We start from the raw sequence: 26,525 nt of genomic DNA on the forward strand, positions 1-26,525 counted from the left end.
TAAATAGCTTGGGGTTATGTATTTGAACTTAATGATACTCCTGTCTCTTTTTTTATAGCCATTAGTTCTTTTTCTACTTCGGCTTTTTCATAGCCTTTAGCCAATAGCAATTTTTTTAAAAGATCTTCTATATTGTGCCAATCAATTTCATTGGTTTGTAAAAACGATTCTCTTTGTTGTTGTATTTCTTCAAAAGTTGAAATCACAACATCTACTTGTTTCTGACACTTATTAGGAAATGTAACAGCCGTTCGAATTGCTGCTGCAGAAAAATCAAATATTTGCTCTTTTGAATTGTTTATTTCTTGTAAAATACCATGGGTTGCATTGTATTCTGAAGTAGCTATTACAGTATGATTACTTAGTAATCTTTTTAAAACAGTTTTACCCCCTACTTCAATCCCAAACCAATTATAATTTTCATTTAAAAAACCAACTGCTTTTGCCCATAACACTGGAGATGTAATCTGCTCTGACAAAGCTTTTTTTATTTGCTCTGGTTGTAAAATCACCTCTCCAATTATTGATGAGACAACGGTGTTCTTTGGCGGTGAAAAAGTTATTTTTTCTATATAAGACCTAAACTTTTCTTCAATGTCTTTATATAATCTTGAATGAAAAGGACCGCCTACATTTAATAATGTAAATCTTATTTTTTCATCTTTTAATTGATTAACTATAGAAAGAATTTGTGCTTTATGTCCGCTAAGTACTATTTGCTCTTTTGAATTATATGCTGCTATATCTACAACGCTAGTGGTAGTATTATTTTGGTTTAACAACTGTGTTATTTTATCAATATCTGCACCAATAATACTCGCCATAGCTGTTTCTTCTATAGAAGTATATTCAGCCATTAATTCTCCTCTTTTAGCTACAATTTCTAAACCTTGATTAAAAGTAATAGCTTCAGAAGCAACTAAGGCACAGTACTCTCCTAAACTATGTCCCAAAAAAATTGAAGGCTTTAATTTATTACTATTAAATAAGGTGTAATACATTGCCATATTTAATGTGTAAATTAATGGTTGCGCTATATTTGTTTGTGCTAGTTCTTGATAACTCAGTTCTCTTAAATAACAATCAATATTCCAAGAAAGGATTTTTTCAGCTTCTTCAAATATTAATTGTGATATTTTAGATGAATACCACTCTTTATTTACCACATCTTTATCTATAGTTCCTTGACCAGGAAACAAACAGGTAAGCCTTTTCACTAGACGTATTTTTTTTCTGTTATACTATTGGTTTTGTCTTCCATACGTTTAAAAGCACCTTCCATTTGAGAGATATGAGTATGTAGTTTTGATTGACAGTCTTGTAATATTCCAGTTAAGTAACGTCCATTCTCTAGTATTTTTATCTCTGAAGCGCCTCCTCCAAATTTTGTTGAGTCTACAACTTCCTGAATTGAAGAAGCTAGTTCATATGAAGCTAATGTTGTTGTTGCTTCTAATGTTGTATTTTTTTCAATAGCTTCCGCTACAGCTTTCCCTACAATAAAATGTGCTTGTCTAAACGGAATATTGTGTTCTAATACTAATTTGTTAGCATATTCAGTTGCCATGGTATGTGAAGCTATAGCTTTACTTTTCATTACTTCTTCATTAGGTATGGCATGATTAATAAATATTTGTAGAAGATTAATTGAGTCAATAAATTCATTTTTAGTTTTTTTCAATAACATTTTTGACTCTGTACCTACACTAATAGAATTAGTAAATGGTGTTTTTTGCATAGCAGTCACTGCACCTATGAAAGACGCTGCGATAACCCCAGATTTTCCTTGTATATTTTCTAAAACAAATGGATTTCTTTTATTTGGCATTATAGAACTAGACCCCACTACTGTATCTGAAAGCTTAAAGAAATTAAACTCTTGCGTATTCCATAACATAAAGTCTGAGGCTATTCTACTTATTAATACATTTGCTATAGAAATTTGGCTCAACAAACTCAATATAAAATCTCTAGACGCTACTCCATAAAGCGCATTGTTTACTGTATATTTAAACCCTAAATAAGAAGCTGTTGTTTTTTGATTAATTGGTATTGATGTTCCTCCTACTGAACAACTTCCTAATGGTGATACATCTACTGTATCTATCACTGTTAAAAAACCTTGAATTGACTCAATTAACGATGTTATTACCCCTTGAAGATAAAAACCATATGTAATAGGTACAGCTGGTTGATAATGTGTATAAGATGACATAATTGTCTTCTTATATTTATTAGATAGACCTAAAAGGTCATTAGTAAAACTAAGTAATGTTTTTACAATTTCTATCGCATAGTTTTTTACTTGCATCCTTGCTAAAGTAGCATTCATATCATTTCTTGATCTTCCTATATGCATGCTCCCTGCTATTTCCATTCCTAATTTATCTATTAGATATTGCTCATAAAGCATGTATAATCCTCGGGGTGTATTTTTATTCATTAATGGTGAAAACCCAATATTTTCTAGTTCTTTGATTTCAACCATTAACTTTTCAGTAAATGCTTCATTTAAGATTCCTTCTTCTTGAAGCATTATTATATGTGCCTTGTTTATTAAAGATATATACTTTAATTCTTCTACATCTTCATTTTCAACCTTTTCCCCAAAAATTACTTTTCGTATTCCTTTGTGTATTCCTTTTGAAATTCTTCCTGTATTATTAGCTTCGATATAGGTTAAGCTTGCCTGAATTTTTTTACATAATTGTTCTACTTCATCAATAGCTTGCTGCTTGTTATTATTTGACGCTATGACATGACCTATACGATCCCTAAAATCAAAATTTCTTTTATAGTTACTTAAATTTTTTCCATACGATTTTATTTGAATTTTAGAGCTATAATTATCAGTTGTTACTTTTTCAATGTCTTCTTGAATTTCTCCTGAATTCTCAGGAATTACAAATCGAATACTTGCATAATTTTTAGGTATAAAGTTTACTTCATCTAATCTTCCTGTAATATTTTTAAGAGATAATTCTAATAAATCAACCCCTAATGATTCTTTTATTAAAATTGGAATACAACCACCTGCTAACCTAGGGTTCATTTCTACAATGAATAGTTCTTTTGATGTTTTTATAAATTCAATATGAAAAGCTCCCCATGAAAGATCAAAGCTCTTCTTAAGGTTTTTGATTGTTTCCGTTACTTTTTTCAAAAACTCTTCATTGGGTTCGTACGGAAAATCATGACCTACTTCAACAAAGTGTGGTAATTCACCTTTATATTTCCTAGTAATTCCAACAACTTCTCCATTAAAGAGTTCTAATGAAAATTCTTCTCCTGCTATAAATTCTTCTATCAGGATTGCACTATTTATTTTTTGACCTCTTTCGTTTATTTTCTTACTCAATAGTGCTAATCCATGAGATGCTAACTCTTTTCGTTCTGATATCAACTGCACACCAATACTTCCTGATCCTTGAACTGGCTTAACAACAAAAGGATAATTGATTGTTGGTTGATTTAAAAAATGATTAAGTTCTTTTTCATTTTGAATAACTTTAAAACTAGGAGTTAATAAGTTATTCTTTCTCATATGTTCTCTAAAATAATGTTTATTACGACATAATTTTATAGTTGTTAAAGAAGGAGATGGATAATTAAATTCTTGTGCTAACTTAGCTACCATTTCCATATAGTAATCGGATGTAGATGTTATTCCATCTATATCATAACTATTAAAAAGTGATGCTAACTTATCTTTTACTTCCTCATAATTATTGGTATTAATAATATGAGGTTCTATAAAATCTCCAAAATTGTATCGAGAAAGATTATTGGTTATTACTAATGGTTGATAACCTTTTTGATAAGCTATAGATGCCAATATGTATCCAGTACCTGATGTATTACTTTCTACGAAAACGATTGCTTTTCTCATAAAGGTATTTATTTTGCTAAACTCAAACTTGCTGTTTGTACAGATTCTAATTTTCTTTGATTCCAGTTCATATATGACCAATCGTCTTTTTTACATTCTAAAGGGTGTGTTACCAGCGTTGGTTCTTGTGGTACTTTATCTGTATATAATTTATTTTCTTTTAACCATTGCTCATTAAATATTGTTTCTTCATATCGATATCCTTCATCAGGAAAAAGTAATACACCTATCTTATCAGGATTATTTTCTGCCCACCATTTACCTACTAAATAAGTTGCTCCGCTAGTACCTCCCATAAAAACACCAGACTCTTTAAACAACTCATTACTAGAATAAAAAGCATCAGAAGCATTGAGCCAATGCACTTCATCAAACAAATCTTGTTTTAAGTTTTTAGGAAACCCACTGTTCCCTAATCCTCTTAATGCTCTAGGAAAATCTTCTTGTCCAAATAACACACTACCATGTGTATCAATTCCAATCATATCCAAATCTTCATTTTTCTTTCTTAAATGAGTTCCAATTCCGCACATTGATCCTCCAGAACCAACAGGTCCAATAAGAGCATCTACTGTTCCAAAACATTTTTCTAGTTGCTCTCCTACAATACTATACGACACTGGATTATCTGGGTTATCATATTGTTCGGTCCAGAAAGTATTTTTTAATTCTCTTCTTATTTGATAAAGTCTTTCTAATCTTTTGGTTTGAATTCCTATACCTGGTGAAGGTGGTACTATTTCTACTTTAGCCCCTAATAATTCTAATTTCCGTTTTAATTTTTCATCAATTGCTGGATCTCCTATAATGATTAAGTTAAGATTATATTTTGCACAAACTAAGGCTAATCCAAGTGCAAAGGTTCCAGAACTTGTTTCAATTACTGTCATATCTTGAGTTAACTCTCCTGTTTCAAGTGCTCGCTCAATGATATATTTAGCTGGAATTAATTTCATCAAATTAAATTTGACTGCATATAAACTTGATGCTAACTTGATAATGTTTGGTACTAAGGTTAAATCAATAGAATGGTTATAAATCATAGTTATCTAAGTTTCAAATATCCAAAAGGATTTAATATTTATATTTTTTAATTTTTGTTTACTTTCTTCAATTCTTTCATGCAAAAAAGGGGTAGTTGGATCCCATATCAATCCTACTAAGTCTCCTGAGTGAGAAATTTGTACTCCCGAAGCTTTCTTTTCATCTTTTATTTGTATAATTTTTTCGAGGTTTTTTTTAGGGTAATATTTTTGGTTCACCAGTGCTGATCTGGTAGCTACTTCTCCCAACAAGTTTACATCCTGCTTTTCTGCTGCCTCTGAAAGTAATAATCTGAGTTTCTGAAATTCTGCTTTTTCTTGTGTTGAATACTGTAATGGCTTCATGCTTACAGTATCAAACCCATTGTTTTCTGGGGCTTCGTCAAAACCTAGCACTATCATTGTTGGTAATTTCTTTTTAAACTCCTCAATTACAACGCCTTTTTTTTGAGCAAATAGAATATCATTTTGATACATAATACTATCACTTGCTATTTCAGATTTCACAGCTAGCTTGGCCAAAACATCTTCGGTTAACTCTACCTCATACAAATCACTTATAGCAAGCATGGTACTTAAAATATCTGCCGTTGAAGACCCAAAACCTAATTTTGGTATTATATTACTTTGTATAAAAATGTCTCCTCCTACATTCTTATTTAGATACTTAATCATTAACTCAGCTGCCTTCTTAGACTTTTTATTTACAGTAGGTGTTATGTTTATTTTCCCCGTATTATTAGGAATAAACATTGCTCTAGAAGAAAATAAATTACATTTTAATGTTGTTAATCCGTACACATATTCTTGGAGGTTTTCACAATAAAACACACCTTGTAATAGTTCTCCATGATGGCAAAAAGAGTGTCCTTTCCCTATAATTTTATTTGGAGATATTTCTACATGATTATCTAACAAAAGTGTCTTTTCTTTATATTTCATTTTTAAATTTTTACCCAATGAGCATCCCTGCTTCTTTAATTAAGATGCCTTGAATAATTTTATTTTTTAATTGTTTATTGAGGATTTTCTACCTCTGCGAAAGACTCTATAATACTCATAATCATATCAACAAGGTCTAAGCATATTTCTTCAGGAATATATGCTTCTCTCCATAAAATATTAATTTGTGATTTGCTTGTTTTTATTAAAATATCAAAGACACTTTGAACTGTTTCAGAGTCAGCATTTTCTTGAACACTTACCATGATTAGACCATGATCACTTCTTTGGTAATTTTCTACTCTAATATTTTCAATAGCATATTGTAGCTTAGCATTATCTGCCTTAAAACTATTAAGAAATGTATGAATGAATTCTTCTTTTGTTTGAATTTCTGTGAAGCTCAACTGTAAACTTGAAACAATATCGTTTTCTATAAATGCATAATTAATTGCTTCTTTTTCTAGTATATTAGCAAGTCCATAACATGCAAAGGCATTAATTAACTTCGCTTGTTTTACTTGATATTGCTGACACAAGTTTTCTAAAATTTCACAATTCTCTTCATTTATATTTACTGTTAATTCATCATAAACATCATTTGTTAATGATCTTTTTGTTTCAGCTGTAAATTCATTTTCCCACAAGGTAAAATCAATACTTTTTGTAATTCCTTTATTATCTATAAACTCTGCTAAACTTCTAATACTTGTGTAAGTAAAAAAATCTGTAATTGCTACTTTGAAAAAAGTTTCACTTACTAATTTTTCTAGTTTTATTAAGTTCATAGAATCAATTCCTAAATCAAAGTAGTTGTCTTCTACAGAAACTTCTTCTAATTTGATTAATTCTTTAATCATATTGGTAAGAACTTTCTCCGTTTCAGTTTGATGTGCTACATAAACATATCCAGATTTTGGAACTTCTCCATAAGAAAGGTTAAGTTCTTTTTTATTTACTTTTCCACTGGTATTAAACGGAATTTCTCTTATTAGTCTATACGCAGTAGGTTGGGCATATGATGGGATTTCTTTTTTTACTACTTCTTGAATTTCTTTTAATGTAATATTTTGACTTGTATGTAAAAAAACAACTAAAATATTGTTCTCTTCCTCTTCTAAAACTTTTGCTATTGCCGTTTGAACCCCAAAAATAGCTGAAGTCACAGCTTCAATTTCTGATAAATCTATCCTTACACCTTTAACTTTTACTACATTTCCTTTTCTTCCATGAAAAATTACATTCCCATTTTCGTCCCATGAAACAACATCATTTGTTCTATACCATTTTTTATGTGAAACATCTAGTACAAAAGGTTGTTCTTCTTGGTTTATATATCCATTAAAAATTAGCTTACCTTTTATATATAACTCTCCTTTAATTCCTATTGGTACTCGTTTTCCTGAATCATTAATAATTTTAATTGTGGTATTACATACAGGGTTTCCAATACTTTTAATTTCTTCTTTTTCTTGAATTTGTTTGACTAATGTGTAAGCTGTTGTTTCTGATGCTCCATAAACATTATATAACTTACATGTAAGATCATGATAACTAGTAATTTTATTTCCTGATAATAATAAATGATTTAACGACTCAGGAATACTTTGTATTTGTGAGTAAAAATGATCAAATATTTCAGGGACAAACTGAATATGTGTTACTTGAATGTTTTTCAACCAAATATTTAATGCTTCAGTGTTTTTTACAATTCCTTCTTCCGGTCTTAAGTATACTGTTCCAGATGTTATACATAAAGGAATTAAAAATTCAGCTATGCTATCAACAAAACTAATATTTGTCTTTTGAGGGAATACTGATTTATTTCCCAGTTGAAAATAATCGGCAAACCAAAATAACATGTTTACTATATTTTCATGAGATAGTAAAACTCCTTTGGGTTTTCCTGTAGAACCAGATGTAAAAATTAACCAAGCTCCTTCTTCTGAATGTACTTTAACTTTTGGTATACTAATTTTTTTATCACTATACTTAGGTAATAAAACGCTTTTATCTTCGGTATATATTTCAGATAGGGCATCAGTTATACATATAGAAACCTTAGCTTCTTCTAAAATTACTTTCTTTCTTTCTAAAGGAAAATCTGGTTGTATAGGAAGTACTATTCCTCCATGTCTTAAAACTCCTAAAATAGCTGCAACTCTACCTACTCCATTAGGTAAATCAATAGCTATCACTAGCTTTTCTTCAGAAATACTTATATCCTTTTGTACTAATGCTTCGTGAATTATTTTAGCATATTGATTACAATAAGCATAGCTATATTCTGCTTCCTTATGGTGAATTGCATTTTTGAAAACATTCCTGTGTATATTCTTTTCAAAAAGTTCAAATAAAGTAAACGGAAGTATGTCTTCTTTTATTCCTACTTCAAATTTTTGAATATCTTTTTCTTCTTCTTTATCAAGAATTGAAATATTGTCTATTAAAATATTAGCATCATTAATTACTACATCAATAATTTTTTCAAAATGCTTCCATAACCTGACTACTTCATTGTCTGATATTTTATCTTTTTGATATTCTATAAAAAATTCTAAATTTTCTGCTTTTTCATAAAAATATATTGATAAGGGATGTTTTGCATATTTAATAGGACATGAAATTACCTCTACATTGTTTTCTAATTTTTTTTGTTGAAAGTTTCCGTATTGTTGATAGGCTATAAAAACATCAAAATCTCCTTTATTTTTATGTGAGTTTTCTTTTAATAGAGCATCTAAAGGAAATTCTTGATTAGCTATTGATTCGGTAATTTCTGTTTTTGTCTTTTTTAATAAATTACTAAAAGGGATATTTTCATCTAATGATAGATGAAAAAATAAAACATCTAAAAATAAACCTGGTATGTCTTCTAATACTTCAAAAGGTCTGTTTGCTGAAGGCATACCAACCATTATATTTTTTTCATTCCCATACCTCCTAAATAAAACACCCAATATACTTGCTATACCTTGAAATAAACTTGAATGATGCTCCCTAAAAACCTTAGTTAACTCTTTAAATTTTATTGTTCCTAAAGTAGCTATATGTGTTCCTCCTATAGTTGATTTTTCTTTTTTACTATCAAATAATTGAAGAGGTTCTTTTATTAAATTTAATTTTTGTTTCCAATACTCTTTTTCTTTAGACTTGTTGAGAAGTTTTTGATGATAATATTCACTATAGTCTTTGAATTGATATTGCCCACTTTTATTTTCTTCACTTTCATGATAATACTTTAAAAGCTTTTTAAATATCAGCTCTAAAGACCATCCGTCAATTATACTATGGTGAAAATTAAATAGAATATAGAACAGTGATTCTGCTTCTTGTATTACTTTAATATTTGCTAATGCATCTTGTTCTAAATTTTTTCCAGAAGTAAAAAACGAGGTTTTATAAACTTCTGATAGGTTTACATCTTTTATATAATCTACCTCAATAGTAACTGGAGTAAAAATGTTTATTTTTTGAAATAATTGTTCTTTTTCATAAATAAAATTGGTTCGTAAAATCTCATTCTTTTCTAATAAGGTATTCCATGCTTGTTCTAAACGTACTAGATCTAAAGCTTTATTCCATTTTATAATAGATGGAATATGAAACAATTCTGGTTTTTCTTTATTAAACTTAGTGTTTAGCCAAAAACGTTCTTGTGAAAAAGTTGCTGGGTATAATTCTTTTTTACTAGCTCGGCGTAAAGGTTCTTTTTGTTTTCCGTAATTTAATTTTATTGATTCTGAAATAGCTATAGGTGTAGCTTCCTCAAATAATTCATTAATTTTTATACTTACTCCAAAATCTTTTTCAATCCTTACTAAAAGCTTTATAAAATCAATACTTGAGAAACCTACTTCGTAAAGATTCATAGTAGGTACTATTTTTTTATTAGCGATAGTACCAATTATATTTAATAGCTTATTTAATGTTTCATTACTTGAGTTATTGTTTAATTCTGAAACATTTTTACGTCCACAAAACTCTTTTAATCTCTTAGTATCTATTTTTCCATTTGGTGTTCTAAAAATATCTTTAAAATAAATGAATTCTTGAGGAATCATGTATTTAGGAATCACCTGTAAACAATGTGTATATAAGGCTTTGTGCGAAATTTCTTGTTCTGATTGATAACAGGCTATAATTTTAGCGTTATTATTTGCGCCTTGTACAAAAACTTTTATTTGTTGAATTTGATCATGTTGGCTTAATGCTTGTTCTATTTCATTAAGTTCAATTCTAAACCCTCTAATTTTAACTTGAGTATCTGATCTGCCTAAAAACTTTAATGTTTGGTCATGCTTCCAAGTAACTATATCTCCTGTTTTATAAAATATCCCTTGTTCTTCTGCCTCTGGAATTGTAATAAATTTTTCATTGTTTAACTCTGGTCTATTCCAATATCCATTACTAACTCCTGTTCCTCCAATAAACAACTCTCCTGGATAACCATAAGGAACAGGCTGAAAATCTTCATTTAATACCAAAGTAGTAGTATTATATATAGGTTTACCTATACAATTTCCTTCAAAATTATCTTTTGCAAACTGCTTCCCTGTAGAATACGTAGTAGTTTCAGACGGACCGTATAAATTCCAAACCTTTTTTACATTATTTTGTTCAGCATGTAGTTGATGAATTAAACTTTCTTGAATGGGTTCTCCTGCAAGGTTAATTACCTCTAAATTTTTAGGTAGTTTATGGTTATTAACTAATTCTTGAACTAGAGAAGGAATGCTATTAATTAATGATATTTCAGGAAGTTTTTCCATGGTCATTAATTCCATAATATTTTCCACTAACACTACCGTACCTCCTATTGTTAAAGGTAAAAAAATCTCAAAAATTGATAAATCAAAGCAAATGGAAGTAGATGCTAATATATTTGAAAATTCATTAGTATTGTACTGATCTTTTGCCCACTCACAAAGGTTAGTTACATTCTTTTGGGTAATTTGACAACCTTTAGGTAATCCGGTACTTCCTGAGGTATAAACTACATAAAAGTCTTCACACTGTTTTTTTATATTCAATAAAATAGAATTGTCTAACTCATTACTTTCTAATGTTTCTATCGCTATTAAATTAGTTGGCTCAATTGCTTGATAAATCTGCCCTACATTAACTAATAAGATATCTACTCCACTATCTTTATATATGAACTTAATTCTGTCTTCAGGGTAATTTACATCTAATGGAATATAAGATGCTCCTGCCTTATGAATTGCTAATAATGATAGTATCAGATATTCATTTCTTTGTAACAATACCCCAACCTTATCTCCATAGTTGACATTGTATTTTTGATGTAAAACATTAGCTATTTTATTACTTCTTTCATGAAGCTCTTTATATGACCACTTTTTCCCGTTAAAATTCAATGCTGTTTTTAATGGTGTTTTTTGAACTTGATCTATAAACTGCTCTATAATTGATTTAGAAGGTAATTCAATAGTCTTTCCTCTTCCAATATGAAGCATTTCTAAAAAATGCTTTTTGTATAGTTTAGGAGGTTTCTCATGAGTTTTACCTAACTGATTTTCTATATCTTTCAAATAAGCTTCCAGTAAGTATACATATCCATATAACTGTGCTTCATCAACTTGATTTGAAAATGAAGACACGTTACAATGTAATCCTTTCTCTTGCTTATCTATTAGAATTGAAAACACTTCATTATTAGATGCTATTTCTTGGGTATAATTGTGATAATGAAATACAACTCCCTTTTCTGAATGTAAAAGTTTTTGAACTGTTTCTTTGAAGTATTTGTTTTTAAAAAATTCATTATCATGGAGAATTAAAGCGTCCTCTTGAAAGTTCTTTTCAATTGTTTTAATTGTTTCTTTTACAGAGTTACCAATAGCTATTTCTGTAAGAGCTATTGGTAATTCATTTAAGCTATCAACCTGTTTAAGAATGCTTTTGACAAAAGGAATACTTCCAAACATATGTTTATATGAAAGGACAATAAAACTTACTAAAAGTAAATATTCTAGCTTTTCACTATCATTGCTGAACTTATAGAATTTTTCCAATTCATTATTAGTGCCCAGTATTGTATATTCAATTGATACTGGTTGTTTTCTTTTATTGAATTGAGGTAAACTACTTACCGTTGAAATCTTATTTTCTAATAAGTTTATTGCTTGTATTTCTTTAATCTCTTGCATAATTTATAAAGCCTCTTGAAATGCCTCTATTTTGTTATCAACACTAATAATCATATTTGTTTTCTCATCTGGGAATACAACTTTTGGTTGATGCGTTTTAACATCTTTAATGTCAATGGTTGCATATCCAATAATAATTACCAAGTCTCCAACACTTACTCTTCTAGCCGCTGCTCCATTTAGGCATATAACTCCAGACTTCCTTTCTCCTTTTATTACATAGGTTTCTATTCGTTCTCCATTGTTAATATTAACAATTTGAACCTTTTCATACTCATGTAGTCCTGAAGCATCCATTAAGTCTTCATCAATGGTAATACTTCCTACATAATTCAAATCTGCTTGAGTTACTCTTGCTCTGTGAATTTTCGATTTACAAACTTCTATTTCCATATTTTAAAAAATAAATTCTGATTTTATATTCGTTAATTGTTTTTCTGTTTCTAGTAACACACTTAATTCATGAACATTACTAGTTTTTTTTGTTATTATTTGGTTACAGATATTAGTGAATCTAATAGCCAAAAGGTCAATATCTGTTTTAAGGTATTTGGCTGCATCGTATTGTATTGCCCCTAAATATTTATGTGCTTTTTTTGTTACTATTAAGGCTAAAGAAAATTTTCCTAAATCGTTTTCTTGAATTTTGTTTTCAGAGGATGATTCCTCTACTTCATTATAGATTATAAAGTATTGATCTAAAGTTTTTTTTACTTCTGAAGACAAGAAAAACTCAGTAGGTAAATTATTATCTATACTCTCAATAATGTCTTGAAAATTGTCTTGTATTGCTTGTTTTATTAACTTATCCTTACTTATCTCTATAGGTATTTGTAAGGTATTTAAGAATAAACCTGGTTGATTTTTTAGTGTTTGATGAAATCTAGTATTTACAGGTGATGAAACAATAACTGTTTGTTTTTCTGCTAACAAAGACAATGTTGTTCCCCAAACAAAAACCCAAAATGAAAAAGGAGTTACATTTAATTCTTTACAGGTGTTTACTATTTTTTCTTTTTCTAAAAAAGACATTTTTACCTCTGCTATTCTAGGTGTAAATTCAGTATTTTTTAGTTGTTTTTTTACTATGGGTAATTCTACCTTTTCTACATTCTCAAATAATTTAGTTACCTTATTTTTTAACTTATTACCTTTTTCTGTACCTAATTGATTATGCATCCAACTCACATAATCTAAAAAATCAATTTTATTTTCTTTTATTACCTCTGAAAATGGTTCTAGTAACTCTTTTTTTAATATTTCTAAGGTTACTCTATCAGCAATTATATGATGAATATTAAATATTATGGCATTGGTTTTTCCTGAAGTAACTATGTTGATTCTAAATAACCCTGGATGTTCTAAATTAAATTCGTATGTTTTTTCGTTCTCTTCAACTTGACAAATACGTTCTTGAATAACTTCGTTTGTTCCTGATAGTTCAATTCTATTCAATACTTGTTCTATATTGAGTGAAGGTACTATGCTTTGTGTTAATTTACCTTTATCATACTTAAAAAAAGCTCTTAAAATTCGGTGTTTTTGAATAAAATCTTGAACATTTTTTGTAAACAATTCATAAGTAAAGTTTGGTATATTTTGCAATGTCATTACCATATTATATGACGTTTTCCTTGACTTTACTTGGCATGTATACCATATTTTTTCTTGTAATGGTGTTAATGGAATATTCTCTTCTAAATTTATTTTCTGAATGCTTATCAGGGTCTTTTCTTTTGATGCTATTTTAACTGCCAGAGATTGAATATCCATATTCATTATTATGTCTGACAATTGCAACTCAACATTAAATACTTCTTTAATTTTTGAGTTGAGTTGTATTAAGTGAAGGCTATTTCCTCCTACTTCAAAAAAGCTTTTATTAATTCCTATTTTTTTTATTCGTAAAATCTTTTCCCAAATTATTACTAGCTTTTCTTGTATTTTATTTTCTGGAGCAAGGTATTCATCTTCCAAAATTTCATCTAAATTAACCTTTGGTAATGCTGTTCTTGCTATTTTTCCATTAGGTGTTACTGGTATTTCATCTATTTGAACAAAATAATTAGGAATCATGTAATCAGGTAAAAACTCCTTAAGTGATTCCTTTATACTCTTAATATTCAATGTTGTTCTACTTACCAGATAACCAACTAGGTATTCTACTAGAGATTTCTTTTCTACTATAACAACCGCTTGCAAAATTTGCTTTAATGAAATTAATGTATTTTCTATCTCTCCTAATTCAATTCTATGACCACGTATTTTAACTTGCGTATCCTTTCTTCCTATAAACTCAATAACACCATTAGGTAATCTTCTTGCTAAATCTCCAGTTCTATACATTCGTTTTCCTTTTATAAACGGATGTGCAATAAATTTTTCTTGTGTAAGTGATAAGTTATTAAGGTACCCGCGAGCTACTCCTTTTCCAGAAATACATAATTCTCCAATAACTCCTTTAGGTTGTAATTGGTTAATTGTTTCATTTACAATATATACTTGATAATTTTTTAATGGAGTTCCTATAGGAATATTAGGTGTTTTTATTTCTTCAAGACTGTCAACTTTATATTTGGTAGCACAAATAGTACATTCAGTTGGTCCATAAGCATTTATAATCTTTACATCATTTTTAAAATACCACTGAATGGAACTAGGTTTAATTGCTTCAACCCCTATTAAAATTTGTTTTAAATATACTTCATCATAAATAGCCAATTGCTCTGCTATGCCTTCTAAAAACATAGGGTGTATATAACAATGAGTTATTTTGTTTTTATACAGAAAATCAGCGTACTTTTTTGGATTGTAAATTGTCTTTTCTTCAGGAATAAACAATGTACTTCCTGAAGTAACAGTTCCTATTATTTCAAATACTGATACATCAAAAATAGTTTTACAAGTAAGTGATGTATTATGAATATCCAACTGATAATCAAAAAGAAAGTTAACAATATTTCTATGTTCAACCATTACTCCTTTTGGATTTCCTGTGGAACCTGAGGTATAGATTACATAAGCTAAATAGTTAGGTGTGACTTTAATATTTGGAGCAAATGTATTTTTAACTTGTAATTCAAATTCTTTTATAAAACTACTATTGATTACAATATCACATTTACTATCCTGAATAATAAAATTGATACGTTTATCAGGAAAATTTGGATCAATAGATAAATAAGCCGCTCCAGCTTTTAAAATAGCTAACATACTTATTACAATCCATTCACTTCTTTCTAATTGTATTCCTATTACACTATCATTAACAACATTATTGTCAAGTATATAGTTAGCCATTGCATTGGACAAACTATCCAACTCTTGATAAGTTATTTGTTTGTTTTCATACACAATTGCAATAGCTTCTGGGTTTTTAGCTACTTGTTCCCTAAATAAGTCTACCAATGTTTTATTGTTGGGATAATCTACATCTGTGTCATTAAAATCGTACAATAGTTCATTCTCTTCTTCTGATGTAAGATACCCTAAATTACTTATCTTTTCATTAGGAAAATCAATCCCCGATTCTATAAATCGCTCTAAATGCTCACAAAGCTCATCTATCTGAAATGCTTCATAGATATCTGTATTGTATTCCAATCGAAGACATAATCTTGAATCTACTTCTGAAAAAGAAAATGTCATATCAAATTGACTTACCTGCCTTGATACTTCATTATATGGACTTATGTTTACATCTTTAAGGGTTATTGCTGTTTCTTGCTGATTTTGTAAAACAACTAACACATCAAACAAAGCTGATCGAGAAGTATCTCGTTGTAAACCTAGCTCGTCTACTATACTACTAAATGGGTACTCTTGGTGTTCGTAAGCTTCTAATAATGTAACTTTTTGTTTTGCTAATAAACTTATAAAACTATCATCTCCTTCAAAACGTGTTCGGATTGCTAAAGTATTCAAATACAAACCTATTTGATTCGCTAAATCTGAATGAGAACGCCCTGCTATTGGTCCTCCTAATAGAATATCTGTTAAACCTGTATATCTATAAAATAAGCCATTAATTCCTGATAACAAACTCATGTACAAGGTAACACCTTGTGATTGGTTAAATGTTTTGAGTTTATCACTAAATGATTTTGAGAAATTATACAATTTAGTAGCTCCATGATAACTCTTAACTAAAGGTCGTTTTTTATAACTTGGGAGTTCTAAAACTGGTAATTCACCTGCTAATTTATTTTGCCAATAAGACCCTTGTATAGTTAATCGTTCTTGACTTTCATCGCTTTCTAACCAAAGTGTGTAATCTTTATATTGTATTCTTAATGTTGGTAAATCAATATTTTCTTTATTTAAAAGTTGATTATACACATACATTAACTCTTTGGTAAAAACTTCCATTGACCAACCATCTCCTATAATATGATGAATGGCAAATAGTAAATAATATGAATCTTCACCTGTTTGTAATAGTTGAGATTTTAATAAAGGTGCCTGACTTAAATCAAATTTTTCTTCGTAAAAACTGGTTATTATTTCCTTTACGTCTTCTTTTATAACTTTCTTATTCTCTATAGTAAAAGCAAGCGCATCTTCATTTATAACTTCTTGATATACTCCCTCTTCTATCTCTACAAAACGTGTACGTAAACTCTCATGACGTTTGAGTAGGTATTGAAAAGATTGTTGTAATACTTCAACATTCAAATTGCCTTCCATTTCAAAAACACCTGGAATATTGTATGCTTTATTTCCTCCTTCAAATTGGCTTAAAACCCATAATCGTTGTTGTGAAGAACTTAATGGATAATAGGGTCTTGATGGATAATTAGGGATAACATTGTTACTATCAATTGATCTTGACATTAACATTAACAAAGCTTCTTTTTCTTCCTTAATTTGAGTAACTAACTCCTTAGTCAAAGTTCCTTTAGGAGCTTTAATTTTTAAGTCATTATTATCCTTGATAAGTTGGATTCCTAACTCACCCAGTTTTTTTATAAGTTCCAATATTTAATACGTTTTTTTAGATAGTTATTTCTTCTACCTCCTCATTAAAGTCAAAGTTTGTTGACTGTTGTGAAGACAAAACAGATATAATTTTTGAGATGTTTTGTATTATAGGCTCTTGAAAGAAAGTGGTTATTTGAATGGTGATATCAAACTGCTTATCAATTCGATTTTTAATAGTAACTGCTTTTATACTATTCCCCCCTAATCCAAAGAAATTATCTGTAATCCCTACTTTTTCTACACCTAATACTTCTTGCCAGATTAAAACCAACTTTTCTTCTATTTCATTACTTGGCGCTACATATGGATCTACCAATGCCTCTTTTGTTATTACTTCTTCCAACGATTTTTTGTCTACTTTTCCATTAGGTGTTAATGGAATTATAGGTATTTGCATAAAATGATTAGGAATCATATAGTCTGGCAAATATTTCCCAAGGAAACTCTTAACTTCATTTAGCTCTAATTCTTCTTGTCCAACTAAATAAGCCACTAAATATTTTTCTTGCTTATCTTTTACTGTACTAACCACAGCTTGTGTTATACTATGGTTCTCTAACAAAACTCGCTCAATTTCTCCCAACTCAATACGATATCCTCTTATTTTTACCTGAGTATCTTTTCTCCCTATAAATTCAAGATTTCCATTAGGTAACCACCTTGCTAAATCTCCTGTTTTATATAAACGTTCTCCTTCTTTGTACGGGTTTTTGATAAATTTTTCGTTTGTAAGTTCTAAACTGTTTAAATATCCTCTAGATAATCCAGCTCCAGATATACATAACTCACCAATTACCCCTTTAGGTTGTAATTGATTCGTATTAGATAATATACATATTTGTGTATTATCTATTGGTGTTCCTATTGGTATTACACTTGTGCTTTCTTCATTTATTTTATAATAAGTTGTATAAGTTGTATCTTCAGAAGGACCGTATAAATTATAAACATTTAGATTAGTTAATGGTAATAGTTTTGTAAATCTAGGAGGAATTATTTCCCCTGCCATGTTTAATATTGATACATTAGATAAATCTACGTTATTCTCTATAAAAGACTCTATCACAGACGGTACAGTATTGATAAGTATATTTTTATCAATATCTAAATAATTAGGAATTGACAAGCCATTTTCTACTACTCTTATTTGTTTTCCTGCACTTAATGTATAAAAAACTTCATATACAGAAAGATCAAAACAATGTGAAGTTGAAAAATAGGTAATATCAAAACTATCAGTATTAAATTCTTTTAACGACCAATTAATTAATGCTGAAGCATTTCTATGCTCAACCATTACTCCTTTGGGGTTCCCTGTTGATCCTGAAGTATATATAACATAAGCTAGTTGATTATTAACTATTTCAACTTGTGGCGTATGAATATTTTGCTCCTTTCTTTTGAATTCTTCTATATAGTTTTCCGTGATTACAAAAGTACATTCACTATCTTTCTTAATATAGTTGATTCTTTCTTGAGGATAAAGTGGATCAATAGGAACATAAGCACTTCCCGTTTTTAACACTGCCAATAAACTTACCACTAGCCAATCATTACGTTTCAACTCTACTCCTATAAATGTTTCCTTCTCTATTAAACCTGTCCCCAATAAATCATTAGCCATTGCATTGGACAAACTATCCAACTCTTGATAAGTTATTTGTTTGTTTTCATACACAATTGCAATAGCTTCTGGGTTTTTAGCTACTTGTTCCCTAAATAAGTCTACCAATGTTTTATTGTTGGGATAATCTACATCTGTGTCATTAAAATCGTACAATAGTTCATTCTCTTCTTCTGATGTAAGATACCCTAAATTACTTATCTTTTCATTAGGAAAATCAATCCCCGATTCTATAAATCGCTCTAAATGCTCACAAAGCTCATCTATCTGAAATGCTTCATAGATATCTGTATTGTATTCCAATCGAAGACATAATCTTGAATCTACTTCTGAAAAAGAAAATGTCATATCAAATTGACTTACCTGCCTTGATACTTCATTATATGGACTTATGTTTACATCTTTAAGGGTTATTGCTGTTTCTTGCTGATTTTGTAAAACAACTAACACATCAAACAAGGCTGATCGAGAAGTATCTCGTTGTAAACCTAGCTCGTCTACTATACTACTAAATGGGTACTCTTGGTGTTCGTAAGCTTCTAATAATGTAACTTTTTGTTTTGCTAATAAACTTATAAAACTATCATCTCCTTCAAAACGTGTTCGGATTGCTAAAGTATTCAAATACAAACCTATTTGATTCGCTAAATCTGAATGAGAACGCCCTGCTATTGGTCCTCCTAATAGAATATCTGTTAAACCTGTATATCTATAAAATAAGCCATTAATTCCTGATAACAAACTCATGTACAAGGTAACACCTTGTGATTGGTTAAATGTTTTGAGTTTATCACTAAATGATTTTGAGAAATTATACAATTTAGTAGCTCCATGATAACTCTTAACTAAAGGTCGTTTTTTATAACTTGGGAGTTCTAAAACTGGTAATTCACCTGCTAATTTATTTTGCCAATAAGACCCTTGTATAGTTAATCGTTCTTGACTTTCATCGCTTTCTAACCAAAGTGTGTAATCTTTATATTGTATTCTTAATGTTGGTAAATCAATATTTTCTTTATTTAAAAGTTGATTATACACATACATTAACTCTTTGGTAAAAACTTCCATTGACCAACCATCTCCTATAATATGATGAATGGCAAATAGTAAATAATATGAATCTTCACCTGTTTGTAATAGTTGAGATTTTAATAAAGGTGCCTGACTTAAATCAAATTTTTCTTCGTAAAAACTGGTTATTATTTCCTTTACGTCTTCTTTTATAACTTTCTTATTCTCTATAGTAAAAGCAAGCGCATCTTCATTTATAACTTCTTGATATACTCCCTCTTCTATCTCTACAAAACGTGTACGTAAACTCTCATGACGTTTGAGTAGGTATTGAAAAGATTGTTGTAATACTTCAACATTCAAATTGCCTTCCATTTCAAAAACACCTGGAATATTGTATGCTTTATTTCCTCCTTCAAATTGGCTTAAAACCCATAATCGTTGTTGTGAAGAACTTAATGGATAATAGGGTCTTGGTGGAAAATTAGGGATGTTTACTATTTTATCTCTCTTTATTTTTTCTGATAAATATGCTATGGTAGGATTTGTAAATACTTCTTTTACTTTAACAGTTGATGACAATACTTTATTCACCTCATTTATTAACTGTGTAACCTTTAAACTATGCCCTCCTAAGTCAAAGAAATCATCTGTAACTCCAATTTTTTCAACGTCTAATAAATTTTGCCATATTTCCACCAACTTACTTTCTATTTCATTTCTGGGGGCTACATATTCTCTTACCTCATCTAATTCAACTTTAGGTAATAACTCTTTATTAATTTTACCATTTGGTGTTAATGGAACTTCATCTATTTGTGCAAAATAACTAGGAATCATATAGCTTGGTAAATAACTATGAAGCTTTTGTTTAACTATTTCCAACTCCAAAATTCCTTTTCCTTTTACATAAGCTACTAAATGTTTTTCTTCTTTCTTTTCTATTATTGTAACAACTGCTTCAGATATTTTCTCTTGACTTGTTAATGCGTATTCGATTTCCCCTAATTCAATACGGTATCCTCTTATTTTAACTTGAGCATCTTTTCTTCCTATAAATTCAATATCTCCGCTAGGCAACAATCTTGCTAAATCTCCTGTTTTATATAAACGTTCTCCTTGTTTAAAAGGATGTACAATGAAACTTTTATTAGTGAGTTCTGGACGGTTTAAGTATCCTCTAGATAATCCTGCCCCTGATATACATAACTCACCAATTACCCCTTTAGGTTGTAGTTTATTTGTTTGCTGATCTAATATAAATATATCTGTATTGGCTACTGGACGCCCTATAGGAAGTGGAAGTTCATCTTTTTTAGATACTTTATAACTTGTGGTTACAACTGTATTTTCGGTTGGTCCGTAGTTATTATACAATTCACAACCTTCAATATACTTTACTGCTAAAGCTTCTCCTCCTGATAAAATTTTCAATCCTTGTGGCAATAAGGTGTTTTTTAATTCACCAATAACTTTAGGGGGCAAATAACAATGGGTTATTTGATTTGCTGTTAAAAATGATGACAGCCTAAGTGTATCTAATCGAATATCATTATTTGAAATTGGGAATAGAGAGCCTCCAAAACATAGGTAAGGAAAAACCTCCCAAACTGAAGCATCGAAGGCTACAGAAGAATATAATGTACTTTTTGTATTTTCACTTAAATTATATTCATTTTTATGCCAAAAACATAAGTTTGTTAAACTTTTATGTTCTATCATTACCCCTTTAGGGCGTCCAGTTGAACCTGAAGTGTAAATAACATAGGCTAGTTGATTACTAGTTACCTCTATTTTTGGTTCACTTATATTTGGTTGCTTTTGTCTTAACTCTTCTATATATTCTTTTGTAATTACAAAAGTACATTGGCTATCTTCTTTAATATAATTAATTCTTTGCTCAGGATATGATGGATCAATAGGAACATAAGCTGCTCCTGTTTTTAGTATTGCCAATAAACTAATTACAAACCAATCACTACGTTCTAATTCTACCCCTATAAGCACCTCTTTATAAACCAGTTGTGTCGATAACAAATCATTAGCCATCATATTAGAAAAATCTTCTAAATCTTGGTACGTAAGTTCTTTACCTTCATATACTATTGCTGTACCATTTGGTGATTTTTTTACTTGATTTTTAAATAAATCTAAAACTGTTATATCACTTGGGTAATCTATTTGTGAATTATTTAATATATTTAATAACTCTTTTTCTTGCGCTACAGATACACACGATACTTGTTTATAAGGAGTTTCTGGAGAAGAAACTAATGCTTCTAGAATATCAAAGTATGCATCTAGCATTTGATTCATAACATCATCTGCATAAATATCAGAATTGTATTCCCATTCAACTATAATTGTTTTATTAGTTTCTTCCATTCCTTCTAAGGCTGCTTGCTCTAGAGGTGTTACGACAACTATATTTATATCAAATTTTGCTGATCGGTTATGTGAATCTACAATTTCTAATTCAAGGTTAGGAAGAAATAAATCTCTTGATGGTGTATTCATAAAACTGAAAGCGTACTGAAACAAAGGCATAATACCTAAACTTCTAACTGGGGATACATGTTCTACTACTTTTCCAAAAGGTGTATCTTCATAGCTATATGCCTCAAAACAAGTTTCTTTTACTTTATCTAACATATCCTTTAAAGAATCATTATTATCTAGCTTTGTTCGTAAAGCCATCGTATTAATAATCATTCCCAACATATTATCTAAAGAAGCCAATCGTCTATTTGCAACAGCTGTTCCTACACATATATCCGTTTCATTACTAAACTTGCTTAACGTTATTTTAAACGCTGTTAACATAGTAATGAATAATGTAGAATTATTTTCTAAACTAAAAGCTCTTATTTTATCTGATAACTCTTCATTTATTGTTTTAATTAATAATTCTCCATTTCCAGAAATCTCATTAGGTCTTTTATTTTTTTGAGGTAATGGTAATACAGGAATATGTCCTTTTAATTTTTCTTTCCAAAAAGAAATATGATTATTTAGTCTTTCATCATTAAAAAACTCTTTTTGCCAATAAGAAAAATCTTTAAACTGAAGTTCTAATTGAGAAAGCTTATAATTTCTATTATGAGATAGCTTTGTGTATGTATCAATAAACTCTCTAAGTAAAATTCCTTGTGTCCATCCATCATGAATAAGATGATGTTCACAAAAGACAAGGATATTATTTTTTTCTGATTTTTGAAGAATATACACTCTAAGTAGTGGTCCGTTTTCTAAATCAAAATCTAAATTTCCTTCTTTTAAAATAAAATCATGTATTTCTTGTTCTTGCTCTTCTTCAGAGAATCCTACCAAAGAGATTAAAGGTATATGAAAATAATATGGTGCTACTATTTTTTGATATGGAACACCTTCAATAACAGGAAATACTGTTCTTAATATTTCATGCTTTTCAATAAGCAATGTAAATGTTTCCTCTATAAGTGAAATATCTAATTCCCCTGACATTTTGATTGCCCTTGGAACATAGTATGCTTTATTTTCCTTATTCAGCTGATCTAAAAACCATAAACGTTCTTGTGGAAATGACAACGGATATAATTCTTGTTCAGGTGCTTTTTGTAATTCAAATACAGTAGAAACTTCTTTGTTTTCTATTACCTTAACTACCTCACATATTGTTGGTGCTTCATAAAATTCTTTTAATGAAATATCCTGTTTTCTATGTTCTCTAATTATTCCAATAAATTGATTTGCCAACAAAGAATGCCCTCCTAACTCAAAAAAGCTAGTATGTATATCAATTTCATCTAAATGTAAAAGTTCTTTCCAAATATTAGTAATTTCATGCTCAGCTTCAGTTTTTGCTAATACTACCTCTTGTTTTATAAAATTCTTTTTAGGTAAAGGCAATTGTTTTACATCTACTTTTCCACTTGTATTTAAAGGAAAGTCCTCTAATACTACCACATGATTTGGAATCATATAAGCAGGTAATTTAACTTTAAGTTGCTTTATTAAAGAAGTTTCTTCAACATTAATGTTACCCGATAAATAAGCAACAAGTACTGGGTTATTTTGTAGTTCCTTTATCGTTACAATACAGTTTCTTATTAACGGATTGAGAGATTTAATAGCTTGCTCTATTTCCTTAGGCTCAATTCGATACCCTTTAAAACTCAATTGACTATCCTTTCTTCCTAAAAAGATTACATTGTCTTGATTATCCCATTTTCCAACATCACCTGTTTTATAAACACGCTCTCCATCTAATTCAACAAAAAAAGTATCTGTTAATGTTTTATTATTAAGATAACCAATCGCCAATCCTTTTCCTCCTAAAGCTATTTCTCCAACAGCTCCTTTTGGTAAAAGTTTACCATTATTGATGATAAAAACATTTCTATTTGTTATTGGTTTACCAATAGGTAATGTAGTATCTTTTGGGTTTACTTTATGGTAAGTAGCACATACCGTACTCTCTGTTGGACCATATGTATTGTATACATCAATATTATTTAACAGGTTATTTACCTGCTCTTTTTTCAATACATCACCACCACTGATAATGTGTTTTAAAGACAACTTGTACCTACCTTTATTTTCATTCAAATACTGAACAACAAAAGGATTAGTACTCAGCAATGTAACATGATTTTTACTACACTCTTGAAGTAAGCTATGAAAGTCTTTTGGGTTCTCAGAAATTACTAATTTTCCTCCTATACTTAATATTGGGAAAATCTCTTCAATTGAAGTATCAAATACAAACGATGATTGTTGAATAACACAATCTATATCACTTAGTTTAAAATATTCTGAAAAAGTTAATGCATAATCTATCAATGACTCATGCCTAATTAGTACTCCTTTAGGTTTCCCTGTTGAACCAGATGTATAAATTATATAAGCTTCATCTTCTTTCGATATTTTCACCTTTTCTAATAAAGGTTGAGAATCTTGTTCTAAAACACTATCAACCAAAACAGTCGGTTCAAACCTATATGTTATTTTTTCATCATCAGTTATCAGTAACTTAATTTCACTATCTTGGATAATAAACTCAATTCTATCTTCAGGAAAAGTTTTATCTATAGGTACATAAGTAGCTCCTGATTTTAATACGCCTAAAATTACTGGAATTATATTTATTGATCGATCTATTAAAACTCCTACTCGATCTCCTTTACAAATTCCTTGAGCATTTAAGAATCCTACTATTTTTTCTATCTTAACATTTGCTTTATTATAGTTTAAAGTTTCCTCTTTATACCTTAATGCTTCATTCAAAGGGAAATTATTAACATTCTCATTCCATAACTCTAAAAAGTTTTCATGCTTAAATGGCCTAGTTACCCCCTTTGAAATTTTTTCTATTTCTTTTTTCTGCGTCTTATTAATTATAGGTATTTCCTTTACTCCTGTATTAAGTATAGTACTTGTATTTTCAAGTATGTAATGTAATGACTCTATAAACTCATTAGCAATGTATTCAGGCACATAACTACCATTAATATCAAAACGAAACTTTAATCCTTCATTATTATAATCCATAATGTGAACAGATATTGGATCTTCTTCACTGGAGTTAGATAGTGCTACAATTTCTGATTCAAATTTTGAGAACGTATTTTGGTAATCAAAGCTTTCGTAAGATATTCTAATATCATACAATCTATTCCCTTTATAGGATAAAGACTTTATAATTTCTGCTTGTTGAAATTTTTGATGCCTAAACATGGTAAAAATATCCTTTTTAACCTGTTTAATAAGTTCTAAAAAAGAAATGTCTTTATCTAGCTGTACTTGCAATGGAAGTAAATTGATAAAAGGACCGAATATTTTTCTATCCAATCTACTCAGCCTATTAAGAACAGGAGTTCCTATATTAATCTGATTTGTAAAATAGAATTTAGAAAATACAATAGAAAAACTAGCCAGTAATATATGAAATACACTTATGTTTTCCTCTTTAGATAGTGACTTCATTTTCTGTAATACATCTTCAGACAAGTAAAGTTCTTTATCATAAAAATTACATTCTTGATATTTTTTATGATAAATCAATTCAGGAAAAACTGTATATTTATTTTGCCAATATTCTTTATCTTTAAAAAAAGCACTTGAATTATAGTACCCTACTTCTTCTTCAATATGATTGCTAAACTCTTTAACATTAATTTTCTCATAGGTACTAATATCATTATTTAATAAAGAGTTATATATAGTACTGACCTCATTAAACAACAATTGAAATGAATATCCATCCGCAATAAGGTGGTGTAACTTTGTATACCAAATAAAAGTATTAGCACTTATTTTTACTAACCATATTTTGAATATTTTTTTATCTTCTTCAAGATTAAAAGGCTTTTTAAAATCTTTACGAATTAAATCTAAGATTTCTTGTTTATTTCTTTTCTCAATAAAATTAACCCCTTCGTTAAACTCCTTTTCATCTTCATTAATTAATAAAAACGGCTTTCCATTTTCTTCTCTAAAAACACTTTTCAATATTTTATGTTTATCAGAAAAAATAGACAACGCTTCTTTAAATAAGTTAAAATCTACATAACCGTCAATAACCGCATATCCTCCAATATTGTATTTAGGAGATTCAGGAGTTAGTTTTTGATCTAACCAAAGATATTTTTGTAGGGAAGAAATTTCACTCTTATTCATATAATAGATAATTTTGATAGAACATATTATAGAGTGCTACCATAGTATTCTATGGCAACAAACCGATTCTCACAATAGTTTTGTTTTGATTATTAGCCTAAATACTTAAGCTGTATAAGAATTTTTATTTTTTTGTAATAGATATAAAAAAGTTATATCATAACAGTAGTTTTTTAACTTCTAAAAGTTTTATTAATTAGTTTAGA

The 26,525-nt window shown here is 29.2% G+C and carries 8 protein-coding genes; all 8 read right to left on the reverse strand.

Annotation, left to right across the window (positions count from 1 at the left end):
* Window positions 1–14: 14 nt before the first annotated feature.
* Window positions 15–1,217: an ACP S-malonyltransferase gene (locus tag ABNT65_RS13085; protein WP_348703543.1), complete on the reverse strand. Its 1,203-nt coding sequence runs from the start codon at window positions 1,215–1,217 to the stop codon at window positions 15–17.
* Window positions 1,217–3,889: an argininosuccinate lyase gene (gene argH / locus ABNT65_RS13090; RefSeq protein ID WP_348703542.1), complete on the reverse strand. Its 2,673-nt coding sequence runs from the start codon at window positions 3,887–3,889 to the stop codon at window positions 1,217–1,219. The genes ABNT65_RS13085 and argH overlap by 1 nt, the downstream gene beginning before the upstream one ends.
* Before the next feature lie 8 nt (window positions 3,890–3,897).
* Window positions 3,898–4,932, reverse strand: coding sequence for a cysteine synthase family protein (locus tag ABNT65_RS13095; RefSeq protein WP_348703541.1), 1,035 nt, complete (start codon window positions 4,930–4,932; stop codon window positions 3,898–3,900).
* A gap of 6 nt (window positions 4,933–4,938) precedes the next feature.
* A complete protein-coding gene (locus tag ABNT65_RS13100) occupies window positions 4,939–5,874 on the reverse strand; it encodes a hypothetical protein (protein WP_348739632.1) in 936 nt (311 codons plus the stop codon).
* Window positions 5,875–5,948: 74 nt separating this feature from the next.
* A complete protein-coding gene (locus ABNT65_RS13105) occupies window positions 5,949–12,047 on the reverse strand; it encodes an amino acid adenylation domain-containing protein (RefSeq protein ID WP_348746032.1) in 6,099 nt (2,032 codons plus the stop codon).
* 3 nt (window positions 12,048–12,050) lie between these two features.
* Window positions 12,051–12,440, reverse strand: coding sequence for an aspartate 1-decarboxylase (gene panD, locus ABNT65_RS13110; protein ID WP_348703538.1), 390 nt, complete (start codon window positions 12,438–12,440; stop codon window positions 12,051–12,053).
* 3 nt (window positions 12,441–12,443) lie between these two features.
* Window positions 12,444–17,024, reverse strand: coding sequence for an amino acid adenylation domain-containing protein (locus tag ABNT65_RS13115; protein WP_348746033.1), 4,581 nt, complete (start codon window positions 17,022–17,024; stop codon window positions 12,444–12,446).
* A 16-nt stretch (window positions 17,025–17,040) separates the two neighbouring features.
* On the reverse strand, window positions 17,041–26,319 hold the full coding sequence (locus ABNT65_RS13120; RefSeq protein WP_348746034.1) for an amino acid adenylation domain-containing protein: 9,279 nt from the start codon (window positions 26,317–26,319) through the stop codon (window positions 17,041–17,043).
* Window positions 26,320–26,525: the final 206 nt, after the last annotated feature.

Source organism: Tenacibaculum sp. 190524A02b, from assembly GCF_964036645.1.
Taxonomy (GTDB): Bacteria; Bacteroidota; Bacteroidia; order Flavobacteriales; family Flavobacteriaceae; genus Polaribacter; species Polaribacter vairaonense.